The sequence below is a fragment of the Marinobacter qingdaonensis genome, assembly GCF_034555935.1.
Taxonomy (GTDB): Bacteria; Pseudomonadota; Gammaproteobacteria; order Pseudomonadales; family Oleiphilaceae; genus Marinobacter; species Marinobacter qingdaonensis.
The window spans coordinates 1,360,123-1,374,276 of record NZ_JAYDCJ010000003.1; the positions used below are offsets into that span (position 1 = coordinate 1,360,123).

At 61.9% G+C, this 14,154-nt stretch carries 13 protein-coding genes and 1 tRNA gene; 5 read left to right on the forward strand and 9 right to left on the reverse strand.

The window, feature by feature from the left end:
• Positions 1–186: 186 nt before the first annotated feature.
• The 5 genes from U5822_RS09345 to U5822_RS09365 form a co-directional block, all read right to left on the reverse strand.
• Entirely contained in the window at positions 187–1,410 is a 1,224-nt protein-coding gene (locus tag U5822_RS09345) for a tyrosine-type recombinase/integrase (protein WP_322855358.1), read from the reverse strand.
• A gap of 165 nt (positions 1,411–1,575) precedes the next feature.
• Positions 1,576–1,651: transfer RNA gene (locus tag U5822_RS09350), tRNA-Phe, on the reverse strand.
• A 121-nt stretch (positions 1,652–1,772) separates the two neighbouring features.
• On the reverse strand, positions 1,773–2,045 hold the full coding sequence (locus U5822_RS09355; RefSeq protein ID WP_322855359.1) for an oxidative damage protection protein: 273 nt from the start codon (positions 2,043–2,045) through the stop codon (positions 1,773–1,775).
• Between the two features lie 69 nt (positions 2,046–2,114).
• Entirely contained in the window at positions 2,115–3,179 is a 1,065-nt protein-coding gene (gene mutY / locus U5822_RS09360; RefSeq protein WP_322855360.1) for an A/G-specific adenine glycosylase, read from the reverse strand.
• Positions 3,179–5,377 (reverse strand): AsmA family protein, encoded by a 2,199-nt coding sequence (locus U5822_RS09365; protein ID WP_322855361.1) that lies wholly within the window; start codon positions 5,375–5,377, stop codon positions 3,179–3,181. Before U5822_RS09365 ends, mutY begins: the two co-directional genes overlap by 1 nt.
• 194 nt (positions 5,378–5,571) lie before the next feature.
• On the opposite strand from U5822_RS09365, the gene U5822_RS09370 reads away from it, so the two are divergent.
• The 5 genes from U5822_RS09370 to hisF all read left to right on the forward strand — a co-directional run bounded on the left by U5822_RS09370 (position 5,572) and on the right by hisF (position 9,011).
• Positions 5,572–6,033: an SRPBCC family protein gene (locus U5822_RS09370; RefSeq protein WP_322855362.1), complete on the forward strand. Its 462-nt coding sequence runs from the start codon at positions 5,572–5,574 to the stop codon at positions 6,031–6,033.
• Positions 6,034–6,150: 117 nt separating this feature from the next.
• Entirely contained in the window at positions 6,151–6,744 is a 594-nt protein-coding gene (gene hisB, locus U5822_RS09375; RefSeq protein ID WP_322855363.1) for an imidazoleglycerol-phosphate dehydratase HisB, read from the forward strand.
• A gap of 43 nt (positions 6,745–6,787) precedes the next feature.
• A complete protein-coding gene (gene hisH, locus U5822_RS09380; RefSeq protein ID WP_322855364.1) occupies positions 6,788–7,426 on the forward strand; it encodes an imidazole glycerol phosphate synthase subunit HisH in 639 nt (212 codons plus the stop codon).
• Positions 7,427–7,490: 64 nt separating this feature from the next.
• On the forward strand, positions 7,491–8,228 hold the full coding sequence (gene hisA, locus U5822_RS09385; RefSeq protein WP_322855365.1) for a 1-(5-phosphoribosyl)-5-[(5-phosphoribosylamino)methylideneamino]imidazole-4-carboxamide isomerase: 738 nt from the start codon (positions 7,491–7,493) through the stop codon (positions 8,226–8,228).
• Between the two features lie 9 nt (positions 8,229–8,237).
• Positions 8,238–9,011 carry an imidazole glycerol phosphate synthase subunit HisF gene (hisF, locus tag U5822_RS09390; protein WP_322855366.1) on the forward strand — a complete coding sequence of 258 codons (774 nt, stop codon included), beginning with the start codon at positions 8,238–8,240 and terminating at the stop codon, positions 9,009–9,011.
• Between the two features lie 9 nt (positions 9,012–9,020).
• Here the strand turns inward: hisF and U5822_RS09395 are convergent, their stop codons facing one another.
• From U5822_RS09395 to gpmM, 4 genes are all read right to left on the reverse strand, one after another.
• Positions 9,021–9,848, reverse strand: coding sequence for a divergent polysaccharide deacetylase family protein (locus tag U5822_RS09395; protein ID WP_375170915.1), 828 nt, complete (start codon positions 9,846–9,848; stop codon positions 9,021–9,023).
• Positions 9,845–11,260 carry a S41 family peptidase gene (locus U5822_RS09400; RefSeq protein WP_322855367.1) on the reverse strand — a complete coding sequence of 472 codons (1,416 nt, stop codon included), beginning with the start codon at positions 11,258–11,260 and terminating at the stop codon, positions 9,845–9,847. Before U5822_RS09400 ends, U5822_RS09395 begins: the two co-directional genes overlap by 4 nt.
• A 96-nt stretch (positions 11,261–11,356) precedes the next feature.
• Entirely contained in the window at positions 11,357–12,493 is a 1,137-nt protein-coding gene (locus U5822_RS09405) for a murein hydrolase activator EnvC family protein (RefSeq protein WP_425258998.1), read from the reverse strand.
• Between the two features lie 17 nt (positions 12,494–12,510).
• Positions 12,511–14,058, reverse strand: coding sequence for a 2,3-bisphosphoglycerate-independent phosphoglycerate mutase (gene gpmM, locus U5822_RS09410; RefSeq protein WP_322855368.1), 1,548 nt, complete (start codon positions 14,056–14,058; stop codon positions 12,511–12,513).
• Between the last annotated feature and the right edge of the window lie 96 nt (positions 14,059–14,154).

The window sequence follows — 14,154 nt, forward strand, 5'->3', positions numbered from 1 at the left end:
AAAGTATGCTTTTGGACATGGCGCCATTCCGCTGACTGGGTGTGCGCCCGTTTTCGCATTCGTCCTTGCGGTAGAAGGCGCCCTTGAAGTTTGCTTTCGCTCTTTGACTACGCGAGGAAGCATCTGGTTTCTCGGCGAAAACAGCCACAACTACCAGTAGGCTCCCCATCCATTGGAACGCTTCGCCTAGTCCAGGAGTTTAGCAGCTGCCTCCAAGTGTTCTTCTGTCGAGTGTACATAGATCATCGTGGTTGAGATGCTCGCATGTCCCAGCCACTTTTGAATCGTTTTCAGGTCGATGTTCTTCTCTGAGGCTCGTGTTGCGAAGGTGTGCCGCAGCGCGTGATAGCCTTTATCGGATGTGATGCCGGCTCGTTTTTTCATACGTCCAAACATTACCTGAATCTGGTTGTAGGGGGCGACGCCGTTTCTGGACAGCAGTAGACCGTTCTCACGTTGACCCTCGACGTGGTGTTGTCTGAGGTCTTCAAGGAGTGGTTTCAGTGAACTCGTTATCGGTACCATGCGAGGCTTGTAGGTTTTGGTGGAGTCTCGGATAGTACCTTCCTTCGCAACTTGATCGATTCGAATCAGCCCTTGTTCAAGATCGACATTTTCCCATGTGAGCCCGAGGGCTTCTGACGCCCTGAGTCCAGCGAAGAGTGCGAGCCCAATTATCACGCGGAATTCGGCAGTTTTCGCTTTGTTTTCAGTTTTTTTGCCTTTGTCGGGACCGCGAGTAACGGTGTTGTACTGTATTGCACCGGTGTTCAGGAGGGCATCCGTCTCCTCTCGTGTAAACGGCACAACCTCCTTCTTTTGATGCTTCACCCGGCTGAGTCGTGTCGTTGGATTGTCGAGATTCGGGTCCGATTTCTGCGCAAAGTCGAACGTGCAGGAAAGCAGGCTCACAATTCGTTGGATCGTCTGGGCGCTTACCTTGGCGCGCCGCAGCTCGGTCCGCATTGTCTCGATCATCGCTGTCGTAATATCGCCCAGGCGGCGGTCACCAAAACGTGGCAGCAGGTGGTTATTCATTCGGCTGACGTTGTGCCTGTGATCCTGGTGATGAGTTTCGCTCCAATCCAGGTACTCATTGGCGACCTCTCTGAAAGGGCGGCTGGATTGTGTGGATCGACCGGTCCGACCACTAATGCGATCGGTGATTGCCTTGGCTCGAAGTTCCGAAATAACATCCCGAGCCTGGCTTAGTGTCACGCCATCGCGGTCAGAGCCAATAACGCCTTTGTGTCTGGTGCCGGATTGCGTGAAGTCATAGCGCCAGGTTCCGAATCCATCCTTACGCTTGCGATAAATAATACCGCTCTCGCTGATCTCCTCACCCGGAGCCAGTCCCTTTTTTGCCTTCTCGTTGAATGTGCTTGTGCGTTTCTTGGTTGCTGTAGTCACTAATACCTCCAATTGTGTGAAGGTATTTAGAAGGGGGAGCGGAGGGGGAGGGCACCAGCGTAATTCAGCGTAAACCAACGTATTTGAGCGTATTGGCAACGCCAGAAACTAAAAAGCCGAATCAACCCTTACGCTTGGTAAGTTCTTGATTCGGCTTGGAATTAGTGGTGCCCGGAGGCGGAATCGAACCACCGACACGGGGATTTTCAATCCCCTGCTCTACCAACTGAGCTATCCGGGCGTGTTGCGCTACTGCTGTGCAACGGGGCGCTATTAAACCGGTTTCGCTGTTTTGAGTCAAGGCCGGGTCGGAAAAATTTCTGAATCTTTTCAGGGGGTGATCAAGCCTTGATCAGCGCGGTTTACTGCTCCGGCGGCACATAGCCTTCGGCCTGGTCGAACGGCTCGTTATCGAAGAAGCGTTCCATCTGCGCCTGCAGGTATTTCCGGGTGTTCGGGTCCATCAGGCTCAGGTGTTTTTCGTTGATCAGCATGGTCTGCTGGGCCTGCCACTCTTCCCAGGCCTGCTTGGAGACGGTCTCGAACAGCTCCTGGCCCTTCTTGCCGGGCATGGGCGGGAAGTCCAGGCCGTCCAGCTCTTTCTGGAATTTGCGGCAGAATACGGTGCGGCTCATGGGGCCTCCTGTTGGTGAATGAATCTGGCGGGATGATAACAGATCCTTCCTAGTGCGCGGTGTGCCGGGTCAGAGCAGGGCGGCCTGTTCCGGTTCGGTCAGCAGGGTGCGAATGGGCGCTGGCAAGCCCAGGGCCAGGGCCTCGTCCCGATGGAACCAGGCCAGCACGTCGTCGTCAGCCGCGGCGTTGGCGTTGTGAACGAGGAGTCGCGCCGGCTGTATGTGCAGGTGGTAATGGCTGAAGGTGTGGCGAAAGCCGCTGATCAGCTCCGGTTCGCCACATCGCAGGCCCAGTTTCTGCTCGCAATGGTCCTGCAGTTCGTCAGCGCCCAGGGCCGGATCCAGTTCCGGCAGGCTCCAGAGCCCGCCCCAGATCCCGGTCGGTGGCCGGCGCTCGAGCAGGATGCGGCCGTCCGCATCCTCCAGGATGGCCATCCAGGTGGTTTTCTCCGGTTTGGCTTTCTTTGGCTTGGAGCCGGGGTAGAGTGTCGCCTCGCCCCTGGCATGGGCCGTGCAATCCTGCTGCAGCGGGCAGGCTTCGCACTTGGGTCGGCTTCGGGTGCAGACCATGGCGCCCAGGTCCATGATGGCCTGGGTGTAGTCTCGCACCCGGGTGTCCGGCGTGTGCGCTTCCGCGTGCTGCCACAGCTGCTTCAGCACGGCGGTCTGGCCGGGCCAGCCGGGCACGGCGTGGTACCGGGCCAGCACCCGCTTCACGTTGCCGTCGAGGATGGCGGCGCGTTTGCCGTAGGCCTGGGCAACAATGGCCGCCGCGGTGGAGCGGCCGATGCCGGACAGGGTCTCCAGCTGTTCCGGGTCGTCCGGGAATTCGCCGCCGAAGTCCTGAACCACGGTTTGCGCGGCCTTCTGCAGGTTCCGGGCGCGGGCGTAGTAACCCAGGCCGGACCAGTGGCTGAGCACGTCGTCCACCGGCGCATTCGCCAGGGCGTGGACATCCGGGAACCGCGCCATAAAGGCGTTGAAGTACGGAATCACCGTGGTCACCTGGGTCTGCTGCAGCATGATCTCGGACACCCAGACCCGGTAGGCGTTCTGGTTGTCATGCCATGGCAGGTCGTGCCGGCCATGGCGGTCGTACCAGTCGAGCAGTCGGTCGGCAAAGCGTTCTGGCATCAGTTGAACAGGCCCTTGAGTTTGTCGCCCAGCTTCTCCTGCAGCTTTTCTTCCACCTTTTCCTTGGCCTTGGTCTTGGCTTTGTCCACTTCCTCCTTGGCCTTCGCTTTGGCGGCGTTGGCGGCAATGGTTTTCAGCGTGTCGCGGAACCGGGACCCGTCGAACGAGCACAGGCCAGCCGGATCCTCGGCAAAATTGCCCCGGCACTCAACCGGGATCACCACGTTCTCCACGACCTCGGTCACCCGACAGGCCTCGTCGCGGTGAATCTCGCCCACGATGCGCAGGCCGGCCTCGTAATCCATCAGACTCTGCTTCAGGTCGATGGTGCCGTCGCCTTCCAGTTTCATGCCGGCGAGCGCGGCGACCAGGTCGGTGTTTTTCAGGGTGTTGCCGTTGATTTGCAGGGTGCCGCGCATGTCGTTGAACGGCGTGGTGGTGCCCCAATCCTGGGTGCTCAGGCTCTCCTGGTTGACCAGCGCGATGCCCTGGCAGGCCATGCGGGTCAGGTTCATCTTGCGGAATTCACCCTTGGCCAGGTTGAAGCTGATCTGGCCGTCGGCCTTGTCACGCAGCACCGAGACGCGGTTGCCCGTGGTGGTCAGGTTGACCTTGAGGTTGGCGCCACCGGACAGCATGTCCACTTCGGCCAGATCGGTTAACAGCGGCAGAGTCTGGACGTTGGTGACGTCGGAGCCGACTTTCCATTTTGGGTTATCGGTGCGGGCATCCAGGGTCACCTGGGCGCCAAAACCACCCTCGTAGAGTTTGCCACTGAATTCATCCACCTTGATCAGGCCCTTGTCGGCGGTGGTGCTGGCCTTGATGTCCTTGATGGTCAGGTTGCTGACGATCAATTCCGCCAGACCGAGGTCGATGTCCAGCGCCAGGGTGCGCAGGGTTTCCAGTGGCAGCAAATCGCTTTCCGGTGCGGCCTGGGCGGAGGTTGTCTCGCTGGTGCTGCCACCGGAGCCGGCTTCGGTGTTGGTACCCTCCTCGGTCTCGCCCTCGGCCTTCGGTGGCAGGTAGCGGTCGGCATTCAGCTTGTCGCCCTGCAGGCGGAACACCACGCCGGAGTTGGCCAGGGTGTAGCTGCCTGAGCCGTTGAAGGAGGTGTCGTCCAGCTTCAGGGTCAGGTCGGAGAGTTCGACCTGACCGGCCGGGCCGCCGATGTTGGTGGAGAAGGCCAGGGCGCTGAGCACGTCCGGATCACTGGTTTCCACGGCCGGTTGGCCCAGGTTGTCGAGCAGTTGCTTCAGGGAAAATTCGCCGACCTTGAGCTGGCCTTTCAGGGCTGGCTGGTCGCCGAAGCCGCTCACCTGAAGATCGGTGTTCACCGTCAGGTTGGCGAGGCTGGCGCTGAAGTTGCTGATCGCGGCGGTCTCGTTCTCGAGGTTGGCGCTGGCGGAGCCAGCCAGCTCGGCGGTGACCGACTTGCCGCCGAAGGGCTCGCCGTTCATGTCGAAGACGGCAGACAGACCGGAGACGGCGAACTCATTGAGCGCCTCGTTGGCGGCCAGCCGGGCACTGATCGTGCCGTCCACCTCGAACTGGGGTTTGGCGGTCTCCACCCGGAAACTGAGGTCGAGAGGAAATTCCGAGCCCAGGGTGATGTCGCTGGCGGTCAGGGTGAAGTTGTCGAGCGTGACCGCCTGGCCCGTGCTCTTATCGGTGTAGTGGACCTGGGCGTTGCTGATCTCGACACTGTCCACGTTGAAATTCAGTGGCTCGCCGCCGCTGTCCGGGGCGGCCGTTTCTGCCGGCTGGGCCGGTTTGGAATCACCGGTGCTGGTCTCCCCGGTATCAGTCGGCTCCGGCATTATCCGGGTCCAGTTGCCCTGGCCCTGTTCGTTCACTTCCAGGTTCGCATCGAGGCCGCTCAGCACAAAGGTGTCCACCTGCGGCGAGAGGGTGATCAGCGACCAGAAGTCGATCTGCGCCACCAGTCGCTCCAGCGCCACGAACCGGTCGCCCTCCAGTTTCGCTTCGACGTTGTTCAGTTCCAGGCCCAGGGGAATGAAGGACCAGCCAATGTCGCCTTCAAGCACCAGGTCGAGATTGGTCTGGTCCTCGACCGCCTTTTCAATCTGCGGCTTGTAGTCATTGGGGTTGATCACCGCCATGGCGATGGCAATCGCCACCACGGCCAACAAGATGATGGCAACGATCGCGATCAGCAGATAACGCACAGCTTTCATGGGTCAGATTTCCTTATTCCGGCGAGCCTGGAAAGTTTCGGAACGAATTCGGACGTTTACACGTCAAAGGATAACGCAGGGGATTCAAATTAAAAGCGTGGCAGTATGACAATGCCGTAGTGTTGGGCCAGAATACACGCACTTGCGCTTTCAACCACTGTACAACGACAAACAAACACAACGAGGAGTAACCCGTGGCAATAACTGTTTCGATTGAGCTGAACCGGGAACTGGAACTTCCGGCTGGCTACGATGAAGTCTTTGAGTTATTGGCGGATGTGCCACGCTCTGCGAGTCATTTTCCCAAGGTGCACAAGCTGGAAGACCTGGGCGATAACACCTATCGCTGGGAAATGGAAAAGGTCGGCGTCGACAAGCACGCCATCCAGTCTATTTACGCCTGCAAGTACCAGTCGGACAAAGAGGCCGGCCGAATCACCTGGGAGCCGGTGAAAGGCGAGGGTAACGGTGTCGTGCGCGGATCCTGGACCCTCAAGGCCAAGGGTGACTCAGTCACCGTGGCCAAGTTCCAGACCAGCGCCGAACTGACCGTGCCGCTGCCGAGTCTGCTGAAGCTAGCGATCAGCCCGGTGATCAAGCACGAGTTCAACAGCCTGGTGGACACCTACATGAATAACCTGAAGAAGGCGGTCTGAACCGCTCCGGGCTATCAGGGCGATTAATCCGGTGGTGGGACTCCGGCCGGCAGAAAAGGTATAATCCGCGGATCGAATATTTGCGGTGTTGCACCGCCTTACTGCTACGGAGTCCCCATGGCCGAACGCAAGGCTCGGGTAGAACGAAATACCCTTGAAACCCAGATCACCGTCGAGATCGACCTCGACGGTACCGGCAAGTCCAGTTTTGACACCGGTGTTCCCTTCCTCGAACACATGATGGACCAGATCGCCCGCCACGGGTTGGTGGATCTGAACATCGTCTCCAAGGGTGATCTGCACATCGACGATCACCACACGGTCGAAGACATCGGGATTACCCTGGGCCAGGCCTTCAAGCAGGCCGTGGGCGACAAGAAAGGCATCCGCCGTTACGGTCATGCCTACGTGCCCCTGGACGAAGCGCTGTCCCGGGTGGTGATCGACCTCTCCGGCCGGCCCGGCCTGATGATGGACGTGCCTTACACCCGCGGCGCCGTCGGCGGCTTTGATGTGGACCTGTTCGAGGAATTCTTCCACGGCTTCGTCAACCATTCCATGGTGACCCTGCACATCGACAACCTGAAGGGCAAGAACACCCATCACCAGATCGAAACCGTGTTCAAGGCCTTTGGCCGCGCCTTGCGCATGGCCATCGAGATGGACGAGCGCATGGCGGGCATGACCCCGTCCACCAAGGGCTCGCTCTAACCAGGCTTGTTGAAACCGGTCACCCAAGGACATCGCACCATCCATGAAAACCGTTGCCATCATCGACTACGGCATGGGCAATCTGCACTCCGCCAAAAAGGCGGTAGAGCACGTCGCCCCGGACACCACCGTACTGGTCACCGACAATGCGGACCAGATCCGCGAAGCCGACCGGGTGATCCTGCCCGGGGTTGGCGCCATCCGCGACTGCATGGCGGAAATCCGACGCCTGGGTGTGGACACCCTGGTCCGTGAAGTGTCCCAGGATCGGCCGTTCCTCGGCATCTGTGTCGGCATGCAGGCCTTGATGTCCCGCAGCGAGGAAAACGGCGGCGTCGACGGCATCAACCTGTTTCCGTCCCAGGTCCGGTTCTTCGGCGATGAGCTGGTGGAGCAGGGCGAACGCCTGAAAGTCCCGCACATGGGCTGGAACGAAGTCCGGCAGACCGTCGATCACCCCATGTGGCACAAGATTCCGGACGGTGACCGGTTCTATTTTGTGCACAGTTTCTACGTCGAGGCGGACGGCAACGCCGACATCGCCGGGCGCACCCGCTATGGGGTCGACCTCGCTGCAGCCGTGGCGCGGGACAACATTTTTGCCGCGCAGTTCCACCCGGAGAAGAGCGCCCGGGCCGGCCTGCAGCTGCTTGAGAACTTTACCAACTGGACTGGAAAGTAGGCGCGCAGGGCCGGCCCACCTCGGCCGCCTGTCCGCTCCGGCTTTCCGATAGGAACAAGACCTTATGCTGATTATTCCCGCCATTGATCTGAAAGACGGCAAGTGTGTGCGCCTGCGCCAGGGCCGCATGGACGATTCCACTGTCTTTGGTGACGACCCGGTCGATATGGCGACCCGGTGGGTCGAAGCCGGTGCCCGTCGCCTGCACCTGGTGGATCTCAATGGCGCCTTTGCCGGTGAGCCGGTCAACGGCGAAATCGTCCAGGCCATTGCCCGCAAGTACCCGGACCTGCCGATCCAGATCGGCGGCGGTATCCGTTCCGCGGAAACCATCGAAGCCTACCTGAAAGCCGGCGTCCAGTGGGTCATCATTGGCACCAAGGCGGTCAAGGAGCCAGAGTTCGTCACCGAGATGTGCAAGCGCTTCCCGGGCCACATAATCGTCGGTCTGGACGCCAAAGACGGTCGGGTGGCCACCGATGGCTGGGCCGAAGTATCGGAGGTCATGGCCACCGATCTGGCCAAGCGGTTCGCCAACGATGGCGTCGAGGCCATCGTTTACACCGACATCAGTCGCGACGGCATGATGCAGGGCGTCAACGTGGAAGCGACGGCGGCGCTGGCCGAGGAAGGTGGCATCCCGGTGATTGCCTCCGGTGGTGTCACCAACATGGACGATCTCAAACGCCTGGCCCCGGTGGCCGACAAGGGCGTGATCGGCGCCATTACCGGCCGTGCCATCTACGAGGGCACCCTGGATGTGGCCGAGGCGCAAGCTTACTGCGACAGCCTCAAGGCATAAGGGGGCACTATGGGTCTGGCCAAACGCATCATTCCCTGCCTGGACGTCGACAAGGGCCGGGTCGTCAAGGGCGTGAATTTTGTCGACATCCGTGACGCCGGCGATCCGGTGGAGGTGGCGCGCCGCTACAACGAGCAGGGCGCCGATGAGATCACCTTTCTGGACATCACCGCCAGCCACGAGAGCCGGGACACCACCTACGAGACCGTGGAGCGCATGGCGGCCGAGGTCTTCATTCCGCTCACCGTCGGTGGTGGCGTACGGGCGGTGGACGACATCCGCAAGTTGCTGAATGCCGGCGCCGACAAGGTGTCGATCAACACCGCGGCGGTGTTCAATCCGGAATTCGTCCGAGAGGCTGCCGAGCGTTTCGGCAGTCAGTGCATCGTGGTCGCCATCGACGCCAAGCGCGTCAGTGCCGAGGACGAGGCGCCTCGATGGGAAATCTTCACCCACGGTGGACGCAAGCCGACCGGCCTGGATGCGGTCGAGTGGGCGCGCAAGATGGTGGACATGGGCGCCGGTGAGTTGCTCCTGACCAGCATGGACCGGGATGGCACCAAGATCGGATTCGATCTGGGCCTGACCCGGGCTATCAGTGATGCGGTCCGGGTGCCGGTGATTGCCTCGGGCGGTGTCGGTGAGTTGCAGCATCTGGCCGATGGCGTGACCCAGGGCGGAGCCGACGCCGTGCTGGCGGCCTCCATCTTCCACTTCGGCCAGCACACCATTCCGGAGGCGAAAGCCTTCATGAAAAGCCAGGGAATCGAAGTCCGGGACTGAGGTTCCGGCTCAGGGTTTCTGCGCCAGGGCAGGCCGAATGGCCTGCTTTTCCCCTTCCACGAACATTTCTCGATTGCTGTTGCGTATGGCCCACAGGCCGCTGACGGTGGCAATGGCGATGCCCTGGGCGTCCAGCTCGGGCAGGTGCTTCTCCAGATAGTCCACGGTGACCTTGTGCGGGTGGCCGATGCCGATGGCGCTGCCGTTCTCCCGCGCCCGCTTGATCAGCAGTTTGAACTGGCGATCAACGAACTCCTCGGTCTGTTCATGGTCCAGGAACACGTCCCGGGTCAGGCTTGGAATCTGATGCGCGCGGGCGACGTCGCCGGCTACCGAGGAGGCAATGGTGCGGCTGTCGACAAAATACAGCGGATAGCGGCGCAGTTCTTTCATGACCCAATCCATGGGGCGCAGCTTCTGGGTCAGCAGGCTGCCCATGTGGTTGTTGACGCCCTGCACGTAGGGGATGGCTTGCAGGGCCCGGCGCAGGGTTGTCACCACGCCCAGTTCGTCCATGTCGGAGGTCAGGCCACCCGGACCCAGGTCAAAATTGCGGGTGTTGGCCATGGGCGCGTGCAGCATGATTTCCTTCTGCTGCTTGTGGGCAAGCTTCGCCAGCGACACCGTGTGGCGCCGATAAGGCAGGAACGCCAGGGTCAGGGGCTGTTCCAGGCGGGCCAGGCGCTGGCCTTCTTCCAGGTTGTGCCCCATGTCATCAATGATGATGGCAATGGTGGGCGGCAGAGCCCGGGTCGGTGTCTGCTCGGCCGGTCCGGCCTGAGCAATGGTGGTGGCCGCGAAGGCGGCCACCAGGGTGGCAACTCGGAACAACCTCACTGCGCGTTATCCTGCCCCTCGGTGAGCATCTGGCCATTGCCCTTGCGGTTCAGGATATGCAGCCCCTTCAGCAGGTTCAGGGCGGACCGGAGCTGGTAGTCGCGATCCGCCAGTGAGGCCGCAACGGCGCCATTCTCAGGCGCTTCCTGGGCCGGTTCGTCGGTGTCCTGGCTCTCCAGGTGACCGCTCAAATCCGCTTCGGTGAAGAACGGCTGGCTGTCCAGTTCGGTGAGCTCGGCCGGCCGCACCTCGATATCGGGCTTGATGCCGGTGGCCTGGATGGAGCGGCCGTCCGGGGTGTAGTAGCGGGCCGTGGTCATCTTGATGGCGTGGGTTTCATCCAGCGGGATGACGGTCTGGACGCTGCCCTTGCCGAACGACTGGGTGCCCATGATCACCGCCCGCTCGTGGTCCTGCAGCGCGCCGGCCAGGATCTCGGAGGCGGAGGCCGAGCCGCCGTTGATCAACACCACGATGGGGGTGTCGGCCATGACATCGCCGGCCTTGGCGCTGAAGCGCAGGCGCGAACTCTGGATGCGGCCCTCGGTGTAGACGATCAGGCCCTCATCGAGCAGGGCATCGGCGGTTTCCACCGCGGCCTGGAGCACGCCGCCGGGGTTGTTGCGCAGGTCGATCACCAGGCCGTCCAGATCGCTGCCGTAGTCGGCTTCCAAAGAATCCAGGGCTTTCAGGAACTGGCTGCCGGTGTCGGCCTGGAACTGGGTGATGCGCACGTAGCCGTAGCCGTTGTCGATCATCCGGGATTTCACGCTGGTGACCTTGATCACGTCACGTTCAACGTCGATTTCGATCGGGGCGTTTTCGCCCTCTCGCATGATGGTCAGGGTCAGGACCGTGCCGGGCTTGCCGCGCATCAGTTTGACCGCCTCTTCCAGGCTCATGCCCTTGACCGGTTTCTCGTCCAGTTTGATGATCAGGTCGCCGGCCTGAACGCCGGCTTTCTGGGCCGGGGTGTCGTCGATGGGTGCGATCACCTTCACAAAGCCATTCTCCATGCCAACTTCGATGCCCAGGCCGCCGAATTCACCCGAGGTGCTTTCCTCCAGCTCTTCATAGTCCTTGGGGGCGAGGTAGGTGGAGTGCGGGTCCAGGTCCGAGAGCATGCCCTTGATGGCACTTTCCAGCAGCTTGCGGTCGCTGACCTCTTCCACGTAAGCGTCTTTGATGCGGCTGAACACTTCGGTGAACTTGCGCAGATCGTCCAGTGGCAACTGGGTTTCCGGGTCGGGCAGGGTGATTTCCACCCGCTCGCCGTCCTGGATGCCTTCCAGCAGTTCCTGGTCGTCGGTCGCATCCTGGGCGAGGGCCAGTCCGGGGACCGTGGTGAAACAGGTGGCGAGGGCGAGCGTGCGCAGAGGCAAGGCATGGAGAGGATTTCTGACCCGTTTCATTCACTTATCCCGTTTCTATTCCGATAGTTGGACTGGTTTCCCTGATTCTCGACAGTATGGCGTTAGCCGGGGCGTTTGTCAGCCCTCGGCGGAGCTTCAGTCGGCCAGCCAGCGTCTGGGGTTGTCGGGTTTGCCATTGTGGCGCACCTCGAAGTAGAGCGCCGGGTCGGAGGTGCCCCCGGTCCGGCCGGCCAGGGCGATGGCCTCGCCCGCGGCAACCCAGTCGCCGGGGCTGGTAAACAGGCTGCTGCTGTGGCCATAGAGTGTCATGTAGCCATCGCCGTGATCAATGATGGTGATCAGGCCAAAACCGCGCAGCCAGTTGGCGAACACCACCCGGCCGAAGTGAATGGCCTTGACCTCGGCCTCCTCGGCGGTGTTGATAAGCAGTCCGTTGCGCTGCAGCTTGCCGTCGGCGTAGCGGTCGCCGAAGCCGCTCACTACCTTGCCGCGTACCGGCCAGGGCAGCCTGTCCCGCAGTGACCCGAAGGGCTGGGACTCGTTGGGGGAGGGGATGGAGGCGATGGCCTGCTGCACTTCTTCCAGCAGGGTCTCCAGCCGCTTGCGGTCGGCCTCCAGTTCCTGGCGTTCGCTTCGGCGGTTCTGGATGTCGGCCTTGAGGGTGGCCAGGGTCTGTTCCCGCTGCTGGCGGGATGCGCTCAGGGCCTGTTGCCGCTGGGCCACGTCCGCTTCGGTGCGGGCCAGTTCCGCGCGGGTGGCCTGGACCCGCGTGCGGGTTGCCTGCAGTTCTTCCAGGCTCCGGCGGAACGCTTCCAGGCGTTTGACGGTGTCCTGGCTGAGGTATTCGTAATAGGTCATGGTCCGGGCCACCTGGTCCGGATCAATCTCATTGAGCAACACCTTCAGCGCCGAAGCATCGCCTTCCATCCAGGCCGCGCGGATCTGGCGCTTCAGGCTTTCCCGTTGGCGCTCCAGGGTCTGGTTGAGGCTGCGCGCCTCACGCTCCAGCGCCTCCAGCCGCTGCTGCTGCTTGGCGCCCTGCTGGCGCAGGTCGCGACGCTCGCGGGTCAGGCGACTGATCCGACGTTCGGTGGCGGTGAGCTGTTGCTCCAGATCCGAGCGGTCGTCCTCGGCATCCGCCAGCCAATCGTCAATGTCCTCGATCTGCTCCTTGAGGGCTTCAATCTGGGCCGGCGTCACCTCGCCCTGGGCAAGGACGGGCGCTGCACCCAGGAGCAGGGTGAGCGCCAGTCTGGCCAGGAACGCCGGCACGGGGAGGGAGCCGGGTGTCAACCGATCTTGACCAGGCTGTGGCCGGTCATCTCTTCCGGTTGCTCCAGGTCCATCAGGGCCAGGAGGGTGGGCGCGACGTCGCTCAGGCTGCCGTCGTCAAGCAGGGACACCTGGCGTGGGCCGGTGTAAACCAGAGGCACCGGGCCAATGGTGTGGGAGGTGTGAACCTGACCGGAGTTCGGGTCGGTCATCTGCTCGCAGTTGCCGTGGTCGGCGGTAATCAGGGCTTCTCCGCCCACTTCGTCCAGGGCCTCGACCACCCGTTTCACGCACTCGTCCAGGCACTCGGCGGCCTTGATGGCGGCGTCCAGCTTGCCGGTGTGGCCAACCATGTCGCCGTTGGCGTAGTTGCACACCACCAGGTCGTATTTGCCGCTCTTGATCGCCTCCACCAGCTTGTCGGTGACTTCGGGCGCGCTCATTTCCGGCTGCAGGTCGTAGGTGGCCACTTTCGGCGACGGCACCAGGATCCGGTCTTCACCCTCGAACGGGGTTTCCAGGCCGCCGTTGAAGAAGAAGGTCACGTGCGCGTACTTCTCGGTCTCGGCGATACGCAGCTGGGTTTTCTGCTGCTTGGCCATGTATTCGCCCAGGCCGTTGGTCAGCTGTTCCGGGGGATAGGCACAGCTGGTTTTGATGTCGGCCGCGTACTCGGTCAGCATGACGAAGTCGGCCAGTTCCGGGTGCTTGCGACGGTCAAAACCATCGAAGGCCGGCTCGACAAAGGTGCGGGTCATTTCGCGCGCGCGATCGGCCCGGAAGTTCATGAACAGCACCGTGTCGCCGTCGTTGATGGTGCCTTCCGGCTGGCCAGCGGCGTGAATGCGGGTCGGCGCCACGAACTCGTCGTTCTCGCCGCGCTCGTAAGCCTGCTCCAGGCCGATGACCGGATCGCCCGCGGTGTGCTCGGCGGCACCCAGGGTCATCAGGTCGTAGGCGCCTTGGACGCGGTCCCAGCGGTTGTCCCGGTCCATGGCGTAATAGCGACCGACAATCGAGGCAACCCGGCCAACGCCAAGCTCTTCAAGACGCGCGGAGGCTTTTTCCAGTGACGGCTTGGCGCTGCGCGGTGGCATGTCCCGGCCGTCCAGGAAGGCGTGGATGTAGACTTCCTTGGCGCCGCGGGCCGCGGCCATCTCGGCGGCCGCCAGGATGTGGTCCTCATGGCTGTGCACGCCGCCCGGTGACAGCAGGCCCATCAGGTGCACGGCACGGCCGCTGCTGACCGCCTTGTCGATGGCGGCGCAGAGTACGGCGTTTTTCTGGAATTCGCCGGTTTCCAGGTCCTTGTCGATCCGGGTGAGGCTCTGGTAGACGATGCGGCCGGCGCCCAGGTTCATATGGCCCACCTCGGAGTTGCCCATCTGGCCCTGGGGCAATCCGACAAACATGCCGGAGGTGTTGATCAGGGTCTTGGGCTGGCTCTGCCAGAGCTGGTCCCAGAACGGGGTGTTTGCGTTGCTGATGGCGTTGTCGTCGGCCGGGTCACGGTGGCCCCAGCCGTCCAGGATAATCAGTGCAGTCGGCTTGCGCGTCGCGGTCATCACTTCATCCGGTTTGGTGGAAATGTAGGAAATGGAGAGTGCAGATTCTAACCGTTTTCAGTGCCACAAGCCATGTTGGCCGCCTTCTGTGACCGG

Coding starts and splice junctions, on each gene's coding strand:
- U5822_RS09355 (WP_322855359.1), bottom strand. CDS start 2,045: ATGAGCCGCACCGTATTCTGCCGCAAATTCCAGAAAGAGCTGGACGGC.
- hisB (WP_322855363.1), top strand. CDS start 6,151: ATGGCCGAACGCAAGGCTCGGGTAGAACGAAATACCCTTGAAACCCAG.
- hisF (WP_322855366.1), top strand. CDS start 8,238: ATGGGTCTGGCCAAACGCATCATTCCCTGCCTGGACGTCGACAAGGGC.
- hisA (WP_322855365.1), top strand. CDS start 7,491: ATGCTGATTATTCCCGCCATTGATCTGAAAGACGGCAAGTGTGTGCGC.
- U5822_RS09400 (WP_322855367.1), bottom strand. CDS start 11,260: ATGAAACGGGTCAGAAATCCTCTCCATGCCTTGCCTCTGCGCACGCTC.
- mutY (WP_322855360.1), bottom strand. CDS start 3,179: ATGCCAGAACGCTTTGCCGACCGACTGCTCGACTGGTACGACCGCCAT.
- gpmM (WP_322855368.1), bottom strand. CDS start 14,058: ATGACCGCGACGCGCAAGCCGACTGCACTGATTATCCTGGACGGCTGG.
- hisH (WP_322855364.1), top strand. CDS start 6,788: ATGAAAACCGTTGCCATCATCGACTACGGCATGGGCAATCTGCACTCC.
- U5822_RS09365 (WP_322855361.1), bottom strand. CDS start 5,377: ATGAAAGCTGTGCGTTATCTGCTGATCGCGATCGTTGCCATCATCTTG.